The organism is Caloranaerobacter longqiensis, from assembly GCF_050286925.1.
In the GTDB taxonomy this organism is placed as follows: Bacteria; Bacillota; Clostridia; order Tissierellales; family Thermohalobacteraceae; genus Caloranaerobacter.
In genome coordinates, this window is sequence record NZ_JBFWFX010000007.1 from 25,790 (window position 1) to 45,443 (window position 19,654).

The following is a 19,654-nucleotide window of genomic DNA, read 5'->3' on the forward strand; positions in this document are numbered from 1 at the left end:
AGAAATACGAGGAAAAATGGAGAGGTATAATAATGGGTTTGAAAATGTCTTTCTCAGAAAAGGATTTGTTTATGGTTAGTAAAGATAATCATGATAGATAGATTCATTGGTAAAAAAGATTTCATTCAATTGTCAGATGGAGAGAAAATAGATTTTTGGTTATTAGAAAGTAAAAATTCAAAAGCAAATTTAATATTCTTTCCACCAAATGGGGGAAACATTTCATTTATGGTAAATCTGTTTCATAGATTGAATTCAGAATGTTTATAAATATTTATTCTTTTAATTATAGAGGTTATGGTAATAGTACAGGCAATCCTTCGATTGAAAATATTTTAAAAGATAGTGAGCAAGTTATTGAGAAAGTTTATAGTATAGCTGATAAATCTATTCCTACTATTTTAATGGGCTATTCATTAGGTTGCTTTACATGTTTGAATTCTTATAAGAGTTCAGTAATAAATAATTGGATAAAAGGTTATGTCTGTATATCTGCATTTTCTGGAATTGAAGATTTGACTATAGTTTTTGGTGCTACAAGTAATGATGCAGTGATAGATCCTAAGTTAAAAAGATTAGATAATCAAAAATCAGTTAGTAGAATAGATGTACCTATTTTATTTATTCATGGTGCACAGGATAATTTTATACCTAAATTTATGAGTGAAAAATTATATAAAATATGTCCATCTCGTAATAAAAAATTATTATTAATAGAAAATGCAGGACATAATGATATATTTAAAGATAATAATTTGGATAAAATTATCAATGAAATTAAATTAATGATTAAAAATATTGAAAGGTAATGGACTATATAAGGAGTGAAAGGAATGATAAAAGAAAGAAGAGAAACATTTAATGAGGTAGCAAAAGAATATGAAAGAATTAGACCTACATATCCAAAAGAATTATTTTATGACATAGTCGAATATTCAGAGATAAAAGAAGATAGTGAAATACTAGAAATAGGTTGTGGAACAGGTAAAGCAACACAAGGTTTTGTAGATCTTGGTTATAAAAATATAACATGTATAGAACTAGGAAGTGAACTAGCAAAACTAACAAAAGAAAAGTTTAGAAAAGAACGTACAATAAAAGTATACAATTCATCTTTTGAAGAATGGAAGGAAGATGGAAGTAAATTTGATTTAGCAATATCTGCAACTGCCTTTCATTTTATAAACCCTGAAGTTGGGTATCCTAAAGTAGCAAAATTATTGAATGAAAGAGGCTCAATAGGATTTTTTTGGACTATACATGTACAATCATATGATAACTTATATTTAGATATAAGTTATATAAAAAATATGCTTCTGATTTAGATGATACAAAAATGCCTACTCCTGAAGAAGTAATAAATCAGACTAAAGATACAATTCAAAGAACAAATTTATTTAAAGATTTAATGATCAAAGAATATAGTTGGGATGATTTTTATACATCCGATGAATATATTAGTTTACTAAATACCCACTCAAGGCACAGATTATTACCTGAAAATGATAGAGAAGCTTTATTTAAAGGAATAAAAGATATTATAGAAAAATATGGTGGTAATATTAAAAAGAAACAATTAGTAGCTTTATTTCTAGCAAAAAAATTATAATAAACAGCATATAACATAGACTCACAGTAATAGGTATAACATTTAGAAACAACAAGACTTATTAACAAATTAAATTTTTAAAAATTTAAGAAAAAAGCTCATGATAAGATAGTAGTTGGGTGGATTTAAAATTTAGTAGTAACAAAGAACTTAAAGAATTTTATTTAAAAATTTTTAGAATTGACTAGACTAGCGATAGAATATTAAAATATAATATAGTAAAAAATAAAGTAACTAATTTTGGAGGTTAATATATGTTAAATAGAGTAAAAGCTGTAATATTTGATTTAGACGGTACTATTGTAGATTCAATGTGGATTTGGGAACAAATTGATATAGACTTTCTGGCTAAAAGAGGTATTAAATTACCAAATGATTTGCAAAAGGCCATTGAAGGAATGAGTTTTACAGAAACAGCAATATATTTTAAAAATAGGTTTAACCTAAAAGAATCAATTGAAGAAATTAAAGAAGAATGGAATGCTATGGCTTATGATTTTTATAAAAATAGAGTTCCATTAAAAAAAGGCGTAAAGGAGTTTATAGAGTACCTTAAACAAAAAGGTATTAAATTAGGGATTGGAACAAGTAATTCTAGAGAATTGGCAATAGAGGTATTAAAAACTCACAATATACTTCATTACTTTGATACTATAAGAACATCCTGTGAAGTTGAAAAAGGTAAGCCACATCCTGATGTTTTTCTAAAGGTAGCTGAAGACTTAAAGGTAGACCCTAAGGACTGTCTAGTTTTTGAAGATACTTATGCTGGGGTATTAGCTGCTAAAAGAGCAGGAATGAAGGTTTTTGCTGTTGCAGATGAGTTTTCTTTTCCGTATAAAAATGAGATATGCAGCTTAGCTGATAAGTATATAGAAGATTTTAAAGAAATTGCTTAGGATAAAAGAGTCAAGCGGCTAGAATATTTTAGCCGCTTTTAAATTAATTTATATCAATTTTTTTAATACTGTCCTTTCCTTCTTTAATTTTTGGAAGAGTTATTTTTAATACTCCATTTTCATATTTAGCTTTTATTTCATCTTCTTTTACATTTTGAAGCCTAAAAGATCTTTGGAAAGTCCCATATCTGCGTTCTCTTCTAATATAACCTTCTTTTTCCTCATTGATTATATCTTTTCTATTTGCTTTAATAGTTAAATATCCATTGTTAACTGTAATATCAATTTGATCTTTTGAAAAACCAGGAATATCAGCTTCTATAATATATTCTTTATCTGTTTCTCTTATGTCAGTTCTCATTGATAATCCACTAACATTAAAAAAATCAGGTAAATCTAAAAAGAAATCATCATCGAAAAAGTTTTTAATAAAGCTTCTCATATGATTTCTTCTTCTATTATAAGGTGTCAAGTTGGGCATAACTTTAACCTCCTTATAGACTTATGATTTGTACTTCTTCTATATATTTTATACAAAGTTTTGTAAATTAGTCATAATAAATAATTACAGAAAAATATCTATTAGATAGAAAAAATAATAATTAACAAAAGATGATAACTATATTATTTTAGTCTATAATTATATTTAAGAATATTTATTTTCATTAATTTTTTTAACTTTCCCTTGGATAAAAGAGGTGATTTTATGGAACTAAGATTTATTTTAGGACGAGCAGGTAGTGGTAAAACATATCAAATTTTTAAAGAGATAAAAGATAGAATATTAAAAGGAACAAATAATAAATTGATTTTACTTGTTCCAGAGCAATTTACACTACAAACTGAATACGATTTTATTACTAAAATGGATATGCCGGGAATTATAGACCTTGAAATACTTAGTTTTGAAAGGCTTACTTATAAAGTATTTAGCCAAGTTGGCGGATTGAAAAAAATAGAAGTAAATGAGCTTGGTAAAACAATGATTTTAAGAAGGTTATTTGAGAAATATTCAAAGGATTTAATACTATATAATAAGGCTTCAAAGCAAGATGGCTTTATTTCTGACTTTTGCGCACTTATTAAAGAATTTAAAAGAAATGAGATAACACCCAATCTGCTTAAAGATAAAATAGATTTATTTCAAGAGGATAATATTTTAAATAAAAAGTTAAAAGACATTACTTATATGTATGAAAAATTTAATGAGTTTATGAAACGTAAGAAGTATTTTGATGAAGAAGATAAACTTGATTTACTTATAGAGAATATAGATAAAACTTCATTTTTAGATGGTGCAGAAATTTGGATAGACGGTTTTGATGTTTTTACTAGTCAAGAGTATCATATTTTAAAAAAGTTGCTTGAAAGAGCTTCAAGATTAAATATAGCTTTAACACTAGATTTAGACGATTTTGCTAGAGATTATGATGTTTTTGCCCCTACTAGAAAAACCTATGAAATATTATCTAAAATAGCTAAAGAAGCAAAAATTTCAACTACATATGTTAGTAGAGATTTAAAGCTAACAAAAAGCCCAGAACTGGTATACTTAGAAGGTGAATTTTTTTCTTATCCATATAAAAAATATAGAGATGAAGTTTCGAATTTTAAAATTTTTAAAGCTACAAATCCATATACAGAAGTTGAATACTTAGCTTCAGAAATTATATCACTTGCAAGAGATAAGGGGTATAGATGGAAAGATATAGCGGTAGTACCATCTTCAATTGATGAATATGGAATGATTATAAAAAGAGTATTTTCTGAGTACAAAATACCTTATTTTATTGATGAAAAGAGAAGTATATTAAATAATCCGATAGTCAAACTTATATTAACATCATTAGATATAATTATTAAAAATTTTAAATATGAAGATGTATTCAATTTTATAAAAACAGGTTTTACAAACCTAGACAGGATTGAATATGAGGAGTTAGAAAATTATGTTTTAAGTTATGGTATAGAAGGAGATAAATGGTTTAATGATTTTACTTATGGTGAAGAAGAATATGATTTAGTCTTTATAAATGAAATCCGAAAAAAGTTTATAAATCCTTTTGTAAAATTCAATGAAGAAATGAAAAAAAGAAGGAAGGTCAGCGATAAAACTAAAATATTATTTGAGTTTTTAATGGAAATAAATATCGAGGAAAAACTTGAAGAGAGAATACAAATATTGAAAGAAGCAGGTGAACTTGAACAAGTAAATGAAAACACCCAAATATGGAATATAGTTATAGAAGTGTTTGACCAATTAGTCGAAATACTAGGTGATACAATAATAAGCATTAAAGATTATAAAAAGATTTTAGAAGCAGGATTTGGAGAGTATGAGGTGGGAATTTTGCCACCTACTATTGATAAAGTACTTGTTGGTAATTTAGAAAGATCTAGAAGTCATGATATAAAAGCACTTTTTTTAATTGGTGTAAATGATGGTTTGTTGCCGTCTTCATATAGAGAAGAAGGGATACTGACAGAAGAAGATAAGCTTTCAATGAAAGAAGTTTCTATTCAAGTTAATGACGATATAGATTCAAGGATTAAAGAAGAAAGATTTTCAGTTTATAAATCAATAGCTAAACCAACTGAATACTTATGGGTAAGCTATCCGATAGCCGATATAGAAGGTAAAGCCTTAAGACCATCAATATATATAGAGAGATTTAAAAGACTATTTCCAAATATAATTGAGTTTAGCGACATAACGAAGAAAAGCGAAAAAAATATAGATTTAATATCAAGACCTGAATCTACTTATAAATACATGATTGAAAATTTAAGAAGATATTTAGATGGAGATAGTTTAGATGACATATGGTTAGATGTATATAATTGGTATTTCAACAATAACGAGTGGAAAGATAGATTAAGTAGTTTAATAGATGGGCTTTCTTTTGATAATCAAGAAAGCTACATAGGAGAAGAAAAGGCAAAAGCGCTTTATAGTATGCCATTTAAGTCGAGCATATCAAGACTAGAAAAATTTGTTAACTGTCCATTTTCACATTTTGTGAACTTCGGATTAAAACCTAAAGAGAGAAAAGAATTTAAAATAAAAGCTCCTGATATGGGTAGATTATTTCACTCTTCAATTGAAATATTTGCTAAAAAACTCAAAGACAGAAATATTTCATGGGAGAATTTAGACAAAGAACAATGTGATAATTTAGTAGATATAGTAATTGATGAGTTAGCTCCTGAATTTGAAAACAATTTACTTCAGAGTACTTATAGATATAAATATTTAGTAAAGAAATTGAAAAGAATTAGTAGACGGGCTGTATGGACTTTAACTGAGCATTTGAAAAGGGGAGAATTTAAACCTTTAAGATATGAATTAGAATTTGCTGATAGGAATAATAGTCAAATTCCACCGATTATTATTCAATTGCCAAATGGTGAAGAAATTAAACTTGAAGGTAGAATAGACAGAGTAGACATATATAAAGATTCAGATGGAAATTATGTAAAGATAATAGATTATAAATCAGGAAATAAAAAATTCAGTTTATCAGATGTCTATTATGGATTGCAGATACAGTTAATAGTTTACCTAGATGCTATTTTAGAAAACAAAGATAAGCTAGTTAAAGACGAATTATATCCTGGAGGTGTTTTTTACTTTAGAATAGACGATCCTCTAATCAATGGTGAGGGCATTGAAGAAGCTGAAATAGAAAATGAAATAATGAAAAAATTAAAATTAGATGGAATTATTTTGAAAGATGTTAAAGTAATTAAAGCAATGGATAGAGATATTGAGCAAAATGGAAAATCTTTGATTATTCCAGCTTCTTTAAATAAAAATGGTGAAATAGGGAAAAGATCTTCTGCACTTTCTAAAGAAGAATTAACAGCACTTATAAAACACGTACGTAATATTATTGCTGAAATTGCTATTGAAATACTCAAAGGCAATATTAAAGTTGAACCTTGTAAAATAGGAGATTTTACGTCTTGTAAATACTGTCAGTATATTTCCATTTGTCAGTTCGATACAAAATTTGAAAATAACAGTTATAGAAATATAAAGAAATTAACTAATGAAGAGGTTTTAGAAAAAATAGCAGAGGAAAGTAGAGGTGAAAAAAATGCCTAATTGGACCTCTGACCAATTAAGTGCGATTAAATTAAGAGATAAAAACTTGTTAGTATCGGCAGCTGCTGGTTCTGGAAAAACTGCTGTATTAGTTGAGAGGATAATTAGAATAATAACTGAAGATAAGATAGATATAGATAAGCTTTTGATAGTTACATTTACAAATGCCGCTGCTGGAGAAATGAGAGAAAGAATTTTAGATGCATTGACAAAAAAACTTGAAGAAGATGGTGAAGATGAATATATAAGAAAACAGATTTCTTTATTAAATAAGGCTTCAATAACAACCTTACATTCTTTTTGTAGAGATGTCGTAAGGAGAAATTTTCATTTAGTCGATATTGATCCTAAGTTTAGAATTGGTGATGAAACTGAGTTGAGTATTATTAGACAGGAAGTTTTGGATGAGATTTTAGAGAAAGAGTATGAAAAAGAAAACGAGTATTTTATAAAACTTGTTGAAGGATATGGAAGAGATAAAGAAGATATAAAACTTAGAGAGTTAATATTAAAAATATATTATTTTATTCAGAGTAAACCGTATCCAGAGAGATGGTTAAAAGAAAGTATCGAAATGTTTAATGTAGAAAAGGAAGAATTAGAAAAAGGTAAATGGATTAAAACTATAAAAGATATATTATATATTGAGCTTGATGGTGCTAAGCATATGATAAATAACGCTATTGAAACTTGCAAAAAAATAAACGGTCCAGTTGAGTATTTAGATGCTTTATATGATGATATGCAAAATATAGATTCACTTGAAAAAAGTCTGTCAAAAAGTTTACAGAATTTCTTTGATGAGATAAATAGTATAAAACACAAAAAATTGAAGTCTATTAAAGGAGATAGAAAGCTTGAAGTAAGCGAAGAAAAAAAAGAAAAGGTAAAAAAATTGAGAAATGATTATAAAAAAATAATCGATTCTATAAAAAATAAGATGATAACTAATGATATAGAATCTAATGCTAGATATCTGAAAGAGATTTATCCTATAATGAAATACCTTTATAAAATAGTTATAGATTTTGGGGAAATGTATAGAAACAGGAAATTAGAAAGAAGTATACTCGATTTTAATGATTTGGAGCACTATACGTTAAAAATATTGGAAAATGAAGATATACAAAGAGAATATCAGAATAAATTTCGATATATTTTTGTTGATGAGTACCAAGACAGCAACATTGTACAAGAAACTATATTAAACTGTATAAAAAGAGACAATAATTTATTCTTAGTAGGAGACGTAAAACAGAGCATATACAGATTTAGATTAGCTGATCCTAGTTTATTTATAGAAAAATACAATACTTTTTCAAAGAATATAGAAGATGTTAATGTAAGAATAGATTTGTCTAAAAATTTCAGAAGTAGACAGGAGATATTGGAAGGTGTAAATTATATTTTCAAAAAAATAATGTCAAGCAAATTAGGCGAAGTAGACTATACAGAAGATGCTTATTTATATAAAGGATTAGATTTTGGTGAAATTTGGGATTCAAGTATTGAAATAGATATTGTTGAAAAAGACGCCTCTGAACTTGACATTGATGAAGAGCTTGAAGAATTAACTGATATAGAAGTTGAAGCTAATATAATCGCTTCGAAAATAAAAGAACTTATAGGTAAAAAGACATATGATCCTAAAAAACAGGAATTCAGAGATATAATGTATAAAGATATTGTAATTTTATTGAGAGCAACTAAAAATTGGGCTTCAATTTTTACGGAAGTATTGTTAAAAGAGGGAATTCCAGTATATTCTGATGATAATACTGGTTATTTTGAAGCTTTAGAAATCAAGATTTTTATAAATTTACTCAAGTTGATTGACAATAAAAGACAGGATTTACCTTTATTAAGCGTAATGAGATCGTCTATTGCTAATTTTTCAATAGATGATTTGATAGCCATTAGAGTAAATAAAAGAGAAGGAACTTTTTATAGGGCTTTAGAAGAATATATAGTTACAAAAGATGATGAATTAAAGCATAGATTAGTGAAGTTTATTGAAAAGTTGGATAAATGGGCTGAAGAGTCTAAGTTTATGAAACTTGACGAATTTATATGGAAATTATTAAGAGAAACTAATTTTTATTATTTTGTAGGTTCTATGCCGGGCGGAAAACAGAGACAAGCTAATTTAAGAATTTTAGTTGATAGGGCAAGTCAATTTGAAAAGACATCAATTAATGGCCTCTTTAATTTTATTAGGTTTATAGACAAGCTAACAAAAAATAGTGGAGACATGTCAGCAGCAAAAACTATTGGAGAAAATGAAAATGTTGTGAGAATTATGAGTATACACAAGAGTAAAGGGCTTGAGTTTCCAGTAGTAATATGTGCTGGATTGGGGAAAAAGTTTAATCTGATGGATACTAGAGAAGATATTTTGCTTCACAAAGATTTAGGAATAGGACCTAAGTTTATAGACTCAGATAAGAGAATTTATATAGAAACTCTACCTTTGATAGCTATGAAAGAAAAAATGAAGTTAGAGAGTTTATCAGAAGAGATGAGAGTACTTTATGTTGCATTGACACGTGCAGTAGATAAGCTTATCTTATTAGGTTCAGTCAAAAATATTAATAATAGAAGTTTAAAGTGGTGTGATGGTACAAATCTTTATAATCTTGCAAAATCTAATTGCTATTTAGATTGGATAATGAGCGCTTTATCAGAACATAGAGATGGAATATTAATTCATCAGTTAGCTGGTTTGGAAACAGATGAGAATACATTAGACAACCATAATTCAAAATGGAAAATAAATATCATTGACAGAAGCAGTATTTTAATGAAAAAAAATGATGAACTGATGAAACGTAAAGAAATATTAAAAAAACTTAAATGTTTTAAGTTAGAGAAATCTTCTGAATATAGAGATGTTATTAATTTAAGGTTTAATTGGGAATATAAACAGGCAGAGGCAGTTGAGATACCTTCTAAACTTTCTGTTACAGATATAAAGAATCTTTCTTTTAAAGACATTAAGGATGCAGTTATGAAAACGCCGTCATTAATTAAGAAACCTAGATTTTTAGAAAGTAAAAAAGGTTTTACAAAAGCTGAAAAAGGTACAATAATGCATTTTATGATGCAGCATTTATCATTTAATGCTGACATAAACGAACAATATATTAAACAGCAAATAGATGATATGGTTGAAAGAGAATTACTAACTGAAGAAGAAGCTAAAGTTATTGATATATCTAAAATTTTAAACTTCTTTAAAAGCAGTATTGGACAGCGTATTATATCAGCAGAAAAACTGTATAAAGAAGTTCCTTTTGTACTTAGAAAAAAGGCTAAAGAAGTTATCAAAGATATAAGCAGTTGTGATGAAGAACTGCTTATACAAGGGGTGATTGACTGTTATTTTGAAGAAGAAAATGAGCTTGTATTAGTAGATTACAAAACGGATTTTGTATATAGCGGTTATTTAGAAAACATAATTAAAAAATATAAAGTTCAGATTGAACTGTATAAAGAAGCGTTAGAAAAAATAACAGGTAAAAAAGTAAAAGAAAGTTATCTTTATCTATTTGAACTTGATAAGGAGGTAAGAGTAATATGAGGATCCTCCATACATCAGATTGGCACTTGGGTAAGTATTTAGAAAATTATAGCCGATTAGATGAACAGGAGAAATTTATTAATGATTTGGTAGAAATAGTAAATGAAAAAGAAGTCGATTTAATTATTATAGCAGGAGATATTTATGATAATGGGAATCCACCTGCAAGGGCTGAAAAGCTTTTTTATGATGCTTTAAAGAGATTATCTAACAATGGGGAGAGGATCGTATTAGTAATTGCAGGAAATCATGATAGCCCCGAAAGACTTATTGCAGCAAATTCTTTGGCAACAGAGCAGGGAATTATTTTGTTAGGAAAGCCAAATAGTACAGTTGAAACTGGTATAGTAGGAAAACATAAAGTTATAAATTCCTGTGAAGGGTGTTTAGAACTTGAAATAAAAGGGGAAAAAATAGTGATCATAACTCTTCCTTATCCTAGTGAACAGAGGTTAAATGAAGTTTTGGGGGATATGTTAGATGAAAATGAAATGCAGAAAAGTTATTCAAATAAGGTGGGAAAGATATTCGAAAATCTATCCAAATACTTTAGAGATGATACTATAAATATTGCAGTAAGTCATATTTTTGTGGCAGGAGGAGATACTTCAGATTCAGAGAGACCAATACAGTTAGGTGGAGGTCTTACTGTTGATATAGATAAACTTCCATTTAAAGCACAATATGTAGCTTTAGGGCATCTTCATAAACCACAAAAAGTTAAATCCGAAAAGATAAGAGCGTATTATTCAGGTTCTCCTATACAATACAGCAGGAGTGAAATAGGATACAGCAAATGTGTATATGTAATTGATGTTAAACCTAAACAAGAGCCAAACATAGAAGAAGTATATTTAAAAAATTATAAACCTATAGAAATATGGAAGGTAAATGGGATAGAAGAAGCAATAAAGAAATGCGAAGAAAATAAAGATAGAGAAGTATGGGCATATTTAGAAATTGTTACTGATAAGGTTATTTCAAAATCAGAAATTAGAGAGATTAAAAAGATAAAACCTGATATATTAAGTATTATTCCTGTAATAAAGGATAAAGCTGAAGTGATAGAAGAATTCGAGGATTATAGTGAGAGAAATATAGTAGAGCTATTTACTGAATTTTATATAAGAGAGAAAAATGTAGAGCCTAGTGAGGATTTAATAAAACTTTTCACAAAAATAATTTATGAAGAAGGTGACGAAGGTGAAACCTATTCTTCTTAGAATTTCAGGATTAAACAGCTTTATAGAAGAGCAAACTATAGATTTTTCAAAACTAACAGAAAAAGGATTGTTTGGGATATTCGGTCCGACTGGCAGTGGGAAATCTACCATTTTAGATGCTATAACTATAGCACTTTATGGGCAGATATCAAGAGGGACAAAGGAATTTATAAATACAGATTGTGAGAAATTAAATATAAGTTTCATATTTGAAGTTGGCTTAGGACAGTCGAGAAAACGAGTAAAAGTAGAAAGACAGCTTAAAAAGAGTGATAGCGGAACTAGGACTACATTAGCAAGATTATGTTACTTAGATGAGAATGGAAACGAGACCAATATAATAGATAAAGTTTCCGATATTAATGAAGAGATAATCAAGCTGATTGGATTAAATCACAGCGATTTCATAAGATCGGTTGTATTGCCGCAAGGACGGTTCAGTGAATTTTTAAAATTAACTGGCAGTGAAAGACGTAATATGTTAGAAAGAATATTGGGCTTGGAAAAATATGGTACAGAATTGACTAATAGAGTTAAAAAAGCAAAAAGAGAGGAAGAATCAAAATTAAACGTTATACAAGGTCAGTTAAATAAATACGAAGATGTTAGTGAAGAAAATCTAAAACTATTAAAAGAGGAATTAAAGGTTATAGAGAAAGAAGAAATAAAATTAAAAATAGAAAATGAAAAGTTAGATAAAGAGTATGAAAAATTAAGTAAAATATGGGACTTACAAGTAGACTTAAAAAAATACAAAGAAATAAAAGAAAAATTAGAGTTTAAGAAAAAAGAGATTGAATTAAAAAGAGAAAAATATTTAAAAGGCAAAAAGGCACAAGGTTTAAAACCTTATATAAATAATTTGGATAAAACACTAGAAGAGATTAAGAAAAATGAGCAGGAATTAGAAAAATTAGAGTTAAGCTTACAAAATGTTTTAAAAGAAAAAGAAATCTTAGAAAGAAAATATTCAGAAATAAGTTTAATGAAAGATAATAAATTGCCAAGTCTTATAGAAAAGGAAACGGAGCTAAAAAATGCCGTTGAGTTACATAAAAGAAATGAAGAACTAATTTTAGAAAGAAATAAACTTAGAGAAGAATATTCAAAACTAAAAAAAGTATTTGATTCCTGTGAAAAAGCATTAAAAGATTTAAAATTAAAAGAAGAACAGAAAAATAAAGAACTTATAAAAATAGAAGAGAAAATGTCAACTATAAAAGTAAGTAGTGAACTTAGAGATAAAGTGATAAAAGGTTTGGAACTTGAAAAGAAGTATTTAGATTTAAGTAAAAAAATAAATGAACTAGAAGAAAAAGGTAAAAAAATCAAAGATATTACGGCTTTAAATCAAGATAAATTGAAAGAAATAGAAAAATTACTAAATGAAAAAAAAGAAATACATAAAGTTTATGAAAATAAAGTAAAAGAGCTAGAAGCTAATAGGCCAAAAGACCCTAAATCTTTATTAGAAGATGGAAAGAAGATAGAAAATCTTCAAAACAAATACAATGAGACAAAAGAAAATAAGCAGAAGAAAGAAAAAGTTTTAAAAGAATTAAATGAACTCAAAGAGCAAAGACAAAAAATCGAAAAAAGTCTTAAAGCTTTTAAGGAAGAACTAGATTTGATAAATCGAAAGATTGATATTCTAAAAAAAGAAATTGATAAATTAGAGTTAATTAATCATATGAATAATATAGTTATTAATTTAAAAGAAGGAGATCCTTGTCCAGTATGTGGTTCTTTGCATCATCCTAAAAAAGCAGATGTAGTTGATATATCTAAAATTGAGAATATACAAAAAGACAAATTGGAACTTGAAAAAAGAGAAGAAGAGTTAAACCTTAAAATAGAAAGCCTAAGTTCAGAAGTTTATAAGGTTATAGCAAAAGAAGAAAATTTAACTGAAGAAGTACAAAAATTAGATGAATTAATTAAAGATATAGAGTTAGAAACTATTAAGCAAGAAATAGAAGATCATAAGAGAGAATTAGAAAAAAATGAAGCATATTTAAACAAGTGGAACGAAGAATATGAAGAATATAGGAAAAAGATAGATGAGTTGAAAGAGAGTTTGGGTAGATTTGAGAGAGAAAAAGCAGTTTTATTGGAAATTATCAGGAAAGATAATGAGACGATTAAAGAAATTTTTAGAGAATTAGAAGCTAGTAGAGAAGAATATGACAGAGTGGAAAAGAAATATAAAGAAGTCAAAGATGCACTAGAAATTGAAAGTTTTATTAGTACATTTGAAGAGATTAAGAAAAAAGATTTAGAGTATGAAAAATTAGAAAATAAAGTTAAGGAAATAAGAGAATCAATAAAAGAAATAACAGATGAAATGAAAAAGTTAAACGATGAACGTAGTAAGATTAATAATGAAATGAATTTAATAATGGAGAATGGTAAAAATTTAACTTCAATAATAGAAGAAAACAAGATTAAGATTCAAACTGTTTCGCTAGGTAAAAATCCTTTACTATATCTAGAAGAAGTTAGAAAATTAAAAGAAGATATTATTAAAAAAGAAGAAGAAATTAGAAACAATTTAAAAAATAGAGAAAAAACACTAAAAGATTTACAGCTTAGTAAGGAAGGACTGTTAAAAACAATTAAGACGCTAAAAGATGCAGAAAATAATATCAAAAATGAACTAGCGGTTGTTATGAACAATTTAGGATTTGAAAACATTGATGAAATAAGGTCAAGCTATATAGATAGAGATATATTAGAACAATTAGAAAAAGAGATAAATGATTATGATGATGAAGTAAAAAAGGTTAATGATAATATAAAAAGAGTTGAAACTCAATTAAATGGTGAGACTCTAAGTGAAGACAACTGGAATGCCTTTATTGAAAATAGAAAAAGAAAAAAAGAAGCTCATAGTGAAATAAAAGAGCAGTTAGGTATGAAAAAAGAAAAAATAAGAAAAATGGAAAAAGATATTATTGAAGTCAAGAAATTAGAAAAAGAACTTAAAGATACTCTGAAAAAAGTTGATATGTTGAATGAAATTTCAGATCTCATAAAAGGAAATAGATTTGTTGAATATGTTGCAATAAGTCATTTGAAGTATATTGCTAGAGAAGCTTCAAAGAGATTGATGGATATAACTAATAATAGGTATAGTTTAGAACTTGACAGCAAAGGTAATTTTGTTATATGCGATAACTATAATGGTGGTGTAAAAAGAGATGTAAATACACTTTCAGGAGGGGAAACCTTTATTACTTCATTATCTTTGGCTTTAGCTTTATCAACGCAAATACAGCTAAAAGGAAATACATCTATAGAATTTTTCTTTTTAGACGAGGGATTTGGTACTCTTGATAGTAGTATTTTAGATGTAGTTATGACTTCGCTAGAGAAACTTCAAAAAGAAAAGTTATCAGTAGGAATAATAAGTCATGTTGATGAACTAAAAGATAGAGTACCTGTCAAATTAATTGTTGAGCCAGCGATATCAGGTGTTTCTGGGACTAAAGTAAGGATAGAGTATAGTTAAAATTGTTTAAAATATTTAATAAAGGATATGGAATGTTTTTGTAGAAGTATGAAGTATATTGTTAAATATTTGATTGAGGATGGTGAAATTATGAAGCAAAAGTTTTTTGTAGACAATAGAAAAAAACTTATGAATAAGGTTGAAAATGGTTCTATTATTATTTTATTTTCAGGTAATGCACCTTATCGTAGTGCAGATCAAAAGTATCCTTATACACCTAATAGGAATTTTTATTACTTAACAGGATTAGAGAGGGAAAATTTTATTCTTTGCATGTTTAAAAAGAATGATAAAGTTGAAGAAACACTATTTATAGAAAAATCTGATCCTAAGCTAGAAAAATGGGTTGGTAAAAAGATGACTAAAAATGAAGCTGAGGAGATATCAGGCATTAAGAATATTCAGTTTAAAGAAGATTTTCAAGAATTCTTAGCAATGAATATAGCAGTGAATAATATCGATACAATTTACTTGGATTTAGAGCGTAGAGAATGGAATTTAAATACAAACCCAGCTATTATTTTCGCAAATGAGGTAAGAGAAAGATATCCATATATTAATATAAAAAACATTTATAAAGATATTTGCAATTTAAGAACTATAAAACAGAAAGATGAAATAGAAAAGATAAAGAAAGCAATTAGTATCACTAAGGAAGGTCTTGAAAATGTACTGAAAAACTTAAAGCCTGGTATGATGGAATATCAAGCTGAAGCATATTTCGACTTTAAAGTAAAATCCTTAGGTGTTAAGAACTTAGCTTTTAAAACAATAGCTGCTTCTGGGGTTAATGGTACAATACTTCATTATGAACAAAATAATTGTAAAATAGCTGATAATTCTCTAATATTATTTGACTTAGGTGTTGAATATGAAAATTATTGCTCTGATATAAGCAGAACTTATCCTGTTAATGGTAAATTTACTGAAAGACAAAAGCAAATTTATAATATTGTATTAAATGCACAGCTTGAAACTATTAAAGCTATAAAACCTGGCATGCCTATAAAGAAATTGAATGAAATTGCAAAAGATGTATTAATTAGAGAATGTAAAAAAATAGGTTTAATAAAAGAAGATAATGAAATAACCAAGTATTACTATCATGGAGTAAGCCATTATTTAGGGCTTGATACACATGATGTAGGTAGTTATGAAAGAGAATTAGAACCAGGAATGGTTTTAACAGTAGAACCAGGTCTATATATTGAAGAAGAGGGAATAGGTATAAGGATAGAAGATGATGTTTTAGTAACAGAGGATGGTTGTGAGGTTTTATCAAAAGATATTATTAAAACAGTAGAGGAAATAGAAGAATTTATGAAGAATAAATAAAGAGGGCGTTAGCTCTCTTAAATTTTTTAGGAGGTTTTTATGAGAAAAGGAAATGTTATTTTCTTAATATTTTTTGTTTTTATGTTAATTATTATTGTATCTTGCAATAATATTAACAAGGATAGAGTCGAAGAGAATAAAGCTGCTGAGAATAAAATAGAAGATAGGAAAATAGAACAGACTAGTGAAGAACTAATAAGAAAAGAGAAAGGTTTTATATTTCCAAATAGTCATATTGAAAAGTTAACAGAAGAACAACTACTAGGGGTATCAAATAAACTCCTTGAATATGCTAGAAATGAGATTTTTGCACGAAAAGGACATATATTTAAAAAAGAAAAGTATAGAAATTATTTTGCTAAAAAAAGTTGGTATAAACCAATAACTACCGTAGAGTTTAGTAGTTTAAATAGTATAGAGAAATATAATGTAAATTTTATTAAATTCTTTGAAGACAGATATAGAAAAATCCATGAAAAATATGAAAATTATAAAACTAATTATGATGTTTATCCATGCAATAAAGAAATAAATGTAGATATTAATGGAGATGGCAAAACAGAGAGAATTTTATTCAAGCTGGAAAATATGAATAGTTATAAACTTTATATCAATGATTTAGTGATAGAAGGGGAACTAGTCTATTCTAGCAAATACTTTGCTATAGTTGATATTGATAAGAATGATAACTTCAAGGAGATTATAATAAGTGATTATGGACCTAGTGATGATTATGTATCGTATTTTTATTGTTATGATGGACAAAACATTATTAAAATGGGACAAACAGAAGGGCTATTCGAATATGGCATAAAAATAGATGGGGCGGGTAAATTTTCAGCAAGAACTAGGGGCAAGATATTACAGACTTGGTTTTTTGATAAATATTACACTCTATCAAAAGAGCATAAATTAATAGAAGTACCTCAAGACATCTATATTACTGATTATGATGTGTTTGTGAAAAAACCAATAAAGTTATTAAGAAGTAGGAACAATAGTGATGATTATTTTGTTTTACATGAAGGACACAAAGCTACTATAGTTGGGACCGACGATAAAGAATGGTGTTTAGTTGAAACTTCTACAGGTGAAAGAGGATGGTTTGCAGTAGATAAATTTTCGATTATACGAAGTGAAGGGTTAGATGTTTATAAAATATTTGCAGGCTTATGTTATGCTGATTAAACAATAAGAAATAATAAAAGGCAGACAACATAGAACAAATAAAATTAATTAAGGAAAAAATTGAAATAAATTGGTTTTTTTTTATATAATTAATAATGATATTTGAAAGATAAAAATAATAGCAAAAGTTATTGTAAATATAAAAATAAAAATATGAAATGAGTGTTAACTTGGGGGGGAGTCTATGAATAAAAGAATTTTTTTGTTTATATTAATTATTTCAATCATATTAACAATGGGCTGTACAAACAAAGATATATTGACTAATAGCGACCAAAAAACAGACATAGAAAAAACGATTGAATATCTTGCTTCAGAAAAATTTAAAGGCAGATTAACTGGTACAGAAAATAATAAAGAAGTAGAAAGATTTTTAGCTGAAAGCTTTGAAAAAATTGGTTTAGAAGAATATAAAGACAATAGTTTTTTTGTGTCATATAAGCATAATTTTTATAATCCAAAAAATCAAAAATTCGTTATGGTTTTAGAGTTTGATAATAATACTAAAGAAGAGCTAATATATGGCAAAGATTTTTTACCTCAAAATATGATTGCGAATTTAACTATAGAGGGTAATTCTACATTCGATATAAACGATAAAAATATTCAAAATTCAGTTGTAGTATTAGATAATCTAGCTGATTTGCAAAAAATATTCAACAAAGCCAAAGCAGTTTTAATAAAGAAAAAAATTTTTGACAAATATATAGTTGTCAGAGATAGCGGCTTTCCAATAATTCAAATAAGTGAAAGAGTATATGATTTGATAAAGGATAGAAATTGCAAAGTGAAAGTAAAATACAATTTAAAGAAAGAAAAAATCGAAGCGAATAATATTGTCGGGATTATAAAAGGGGGAAATAATGAAAACGCATTAGTTATTTCGGCTCACTTTGATCATGTTGGGGCTGCTGCTGATAAAGTGTTTTACGGGGCTGTTGATAATAGTTCTGGAGTGGCAGTTTTGTTAAATTTAGCAGAAAAATTAATTGAATATTCGAAAAAGAATAAATTAGATTATGATATAATTATATGTGCTTTTAATGGTGAAGAATTTAATCTACAAGGCAGTAGGGCTTTTGTAAATGAAATATTGCATAGATATGATAAAATCTATAATATAAATATCGATAGTATTGGGTATAAAAATGGAGACAAGCTACTTATAACAGGGGATGGTATAGTAAGTGGCTATCTTATAGATGATATTGATAGATTTTTTACTCAAAATGGTTATCAATGTCAAATCGAAACAGAAGGTGCATATATTAGTGACCATATTTCTTTTTCAGAAAAAAATATACCATCTATTAATTTAAGTGATTCAAATGTTAATGTTATACATACAGAAAATGATACAACTGATAAAATAGACTTTGAGTATTTAAATAAAATAAGCGACACACTTTTTGATTATATAATTTTGAATATTGAGAAGTTATTTAACATTTATAATGAAGAAAAGTCTATTACAGAACATATTCAAAATGATAAAGAAAGAGAAGAGATGGAAAAAATAGATAAGGAAAAAGAAAAACTAAAATTTGGGCAGTATAAGTTTGTCAATATAGATGATGAGATATATTTAATATATAAACAGGAGGAAACATTTAGTGATATTGAGGAAATAAACAAAGTTTTTCCAAATTTTAAAATACAAAAAAACATTGATAATTATGAGTTTAAATCAGCGACTGTGATAATTGATACTTTATTTCCCAAAATATCAGAGCATGTGATAGGTCAGATATATGAAGATAAAGAGATATCTAGTGACAGGATAAAGTATTTTTCACTTAATTATTTAAATAAAGCGGATGAAGATAATTTTATTGAAATAAATGTTAAAATTCAAAATGAAAAGTATGGATACATTAATAGTTTTTTTGGTGAACATAAAATAGAGAGAAAGCAGATTGTTGTGAATGGGCAAACCTTTGATATATTGTATGATGGAGATTCAAAACATATTGTTTTTGTTGAAACTCAATATAGCAAAAATAATAAAGATTATATTATAGGTATAGGAAAGTATTCAAAAACGGTTGTTAAAATAAAAGGTGAAACTAAAATTGCCAGAAAATTCGATTGGTCTGATGATTCTTTAGAAGATATAATAGATTTTCTTAAGAAAATAAATATAGATAATTTAGCGATATAAGATTTTGTTAGTTAATTATTTCGGTTGGGTGGAGTTTTTA

13 protein-coding genes are annotated in these 19,654 nt (G+C 27.1%); 12 read left to right on the forward strand and 1 reads right to left on the reverse strand.

Annotation, left to right across the window (positions count from 1 at the left end; genetic code table 11):
• Positions 1 to 90: 90 nt before the first annotated feature.
• The 5 genes from AB4Y15_RS07575 to AB4Y15_RS07595 all read left to right on the forward strand — a co-directional run bounded on the left by AB4Y15_RS07575 (position 91) and on the right by AB4Y15_RS07595 (position 2,508).
• The gene (locus tag AB4Y15_RS07575) at positions 91 to 270 is read left to right on the forward strand and encodes a hypothetical protein (RefSeq protein ID WP_427339478.1); all 180 of its coding nucleotides are present in this window, start codon (positions 91 to 93) and stop codon (positions 268 to 270) included.
• Positions 261 to 809: an alpha/beta hydrolase gene (locus tag AB4Y15_RS07580; protein WP_427339480.1), complete on the forward strand. Its 549-nt coding sequence runs from the start codon at positions 261 to 263 to the stop codon at positions 807 to 809. The genes AB4Y15_RS07575 and AB4Y15_RS07580 overlap by 10 nt, the downstream gene beginning before the upstream one ends.
• 24 nt (positions 810 to 833) lie before the next feature.
• Positions 834 to 1,325 (forward strand): class I SAM-dependent methyltransferase, encoded by a 492-nt coding sequence (locus tag AB4Y15_RS07585; protein ID WP_427339481.1) that lies wholly within the window; start codon positions 834 to 836, stop codon positions 1,323 to 1,325.
• Between the two features lie 11 nt (positions 1,326 to 1,336).
• A complete protein-coding gene (locus AB4Y15_RS07590; protein ID WP_427339482.1) occupies positions 1,337 to 1,609 on the forward strand; it encodes a hypothetical protein in 273 nt (90 codons plus the stop codon).
• A gap of 254 nt (positions 1,610 to 1,863) precedes the next feature.
• On the forward strand, positions 1,864 to 2,508 hold the full coding sequence (locus AB4Y15_RS07595; protein ID WP_427339484.1) for an HAD family hydrolase: 645 nt from the start codon (positions 1,864 to 1,866) through the stop codon (positions 2,506 to 2,508).
• A 43-nt stretch (positions 2,509 to 2,551) separates the two neighbouring features.
• Here the strand turns inward: AB4Y15_RS07595 and AB4Y15_RS07600 are convergent, their stop codons facing one another.
• Positions 2,552 to 2,989, reverse strand: coding sequence for an Hsp20/alpha crystallin family protein (locus AB4Y15_RS07600; protein WP_427339485.1), 438 nt, complete (start codon positions 2,987 to 2,989; stop codon positions 2,552 to 2,554).
• A gap of 225 nt (positions 2,990 to 3,214) precedes the next feature.
• Here AB4Y15_RS07600 and addB point away from each other — a divergent pair, with 225 nt between their 5' ends.
• The 7 genes from addB (at position 3,215) to AB4Y15_RS07635 (ending at position 19,614) form a co-directional block, all read left to right on the forward strand.
• Positions 3,215 to 6,616, forward strand: a complete 3,402-nt coding sequence (gene addB, locus AB4Y15_RS07605) for a helicase-exonuclease AddAB subunit AddB (RefSeq protein WP_427339486.1) — start codon at positions 3,215 to 3,217, stop codon at positions 6,614 to 6,616.
• Positions 6,609 to 10,196, forward strand: coding sequence for a helicase-exonuclease AddAB subunit AddA (gene addA / locus AB4Y15_RS07610; protein WP_427339487.1), 3,588 nt, complete (start codon positions 6,609 to 6,611; stop codon positions 10,194 to 10,196). The genes addB and addA overlap by 8 nt, the downstream gene beginning before the upstream one ends.
• Entirely contained in the window at positions 10,193 to 11,419 is a 1,227-nt protein-coding gene (locus AB4Y15_RS07615) for an exonuclease SbcCD subunit D (RefSeq protein ID WP_427339489.1), read from the forward strand. Before addA ends, AB4Y15_RS07615 begins: the two co-directional genes overlap by 4 nt.
• Positions 11,382 to 14,930: an SbcC/MukB-like Walker B domain-containing protein gene (locus AB4Y15_RS07620; RefSeq protein WP_427339490.1), complete on the forward strand. Its 3,549-nt coding sequence runs from the start codon at positions 11,382 to 11,384 to the stop codon at positions 14,928 to 14,930. Before AB4Y15_RS07615 ends, AB4Y15_RS07620 begins: the two co-directional genes overlap by 38 nt.
• Positions 14,931 to 14,978: 48 nt before the next feature.
• Positions 14,979 to 16,265 (forward strand): aminopeptidase P family protein, encoded by a 1,287-nt coding sequence (locus AB4Y15_RS07625; RefSeq protein WP_427339491.1) that lies wholly within the window; start codon positions 14,979 to 14,981, stop codon positions 16,263 to 16,265.
• Positions 16,266 to 16,304: 39 nt separating this feature from the next.
• The gene (locus tag AB4Y15_RS07630; protein WP_427339493.1) at positions 16,305 to 17,453 is read left to right on the forward strand and encodes a YARHG domain-containing protein; all 1,149 of its coding nucleotides are present in this window, start codon (positions 16,305 to 16,307) and stop codon (positions 17,451 to 17,453) included.
• A 184-nt stretch (positions 17,454 to 17,637) separates the two neighbouring features.
• Complete coding sequence (locus AB4Y15_RS07635) at positions 17,638 to 19,614, forward strand: M28 family metallopeptidase (protein ID WP_427339494.1); 1,977 nt, start codon at positions 17,638 to 17,640, stop codon at positions 19,612 to 19,614.
• Positions 19,615 to 19,654 lie beyond the last annotated feature (40 nt).

Excerpts from the sequence above, each read along its gene's own strand:
- AB4Y15_RS07585 (WP_427339481.1), top strand. The coding sequence starts at position 834 with ATGATAAAAGAAAGAAGAGAAACATTTAATGAGGTAGCAAAAGAATAT.
- AB4Y15_RS07635 (WP_427339494.1), top strand. The coding sequence starts at position 17,638 with ATGAATAAAAGAATTTTTTTGTTTATATTAATTATTTCAATCATATTA.
- AB4Y15_RS07625 (WP_427339491.1), top strand. The coding sequence starts at position 14,979 with ATGAAGTATATTGTTAAATATTTGATTGAGGATGGTGAAATTATGAAG.
- AB4Y15_RS07630 (WP_427339493.1), top strand. The coding sequence starts at position 16,305 with ATGAGAAAAGGAAATGTTATTTTCTTAATATTTTTTGTTTTTATGTTA.
- AB4Y15_RS07590 (WP_427339482.1), top strand. The coding sequence starts at position 1,337 with ATGCCTACTCCTGAAGAAGTAATAAATCAGACTAAAGATACAATTCAA.
- AB4Y15_RS07600 (WP_427339485.1), bottom strand. The coding sequence starts at position 2,989 with ATGCCCAACTTGACACCTTATAATAGAAGAAGAAATCATATGAGAAGC.
- AB4Y15_RS07575 (WP_427339478.1), top strand. The coding sequence starts at position 91 with ATGATAGATAGATTCATTGGTAAAAAAGATTTCATTCAATTGTCAGAT.
- addB (WP_427339486.1), top strand. The coding sequence starts at position 3,215 with ATGGAACTAAGATTTATTTTAGGACGAGCAGGTAGTGGTAAAACATAT.
- AB4Y15_RS07595 (WP_427339484.1), top strand. The coding sequence starts at position 1,864 with ATGTTAAATAGAGTAAAAGCTGTAATATTTGATTTAGACGGTACTATT.
- AB4Y15_RS07620 (WP_427339490.1), top strand. The coding sequence starts at position 11,382 with ATGAAGAAGGTGACGAAGGTGAAACCTATTCTTCTTAGAATTTCAGGA.
- AB4Y15_RS07580 (WP_427339480.1), top strand. The coding sequence starts at position 261 with ATGTTTATAAATATTTATTCTTTTAATTATAGAGGTTATGGTAATAGT.
- AB4Y15_RS07615 (WP_427339489.1), top strand. The coding sequence starts at position 10,193 with ATGAGGATCCTCCATACATCAGATTGGCACTTGGGTAAGTATTTAGAA.
- addA (WP_427339487.1), top strand. The coding sequence starts at position 6,609 with ATGCCTAATTGGACCTCTGACCAATTAAGTGCGATTAAATTAAGAGAT.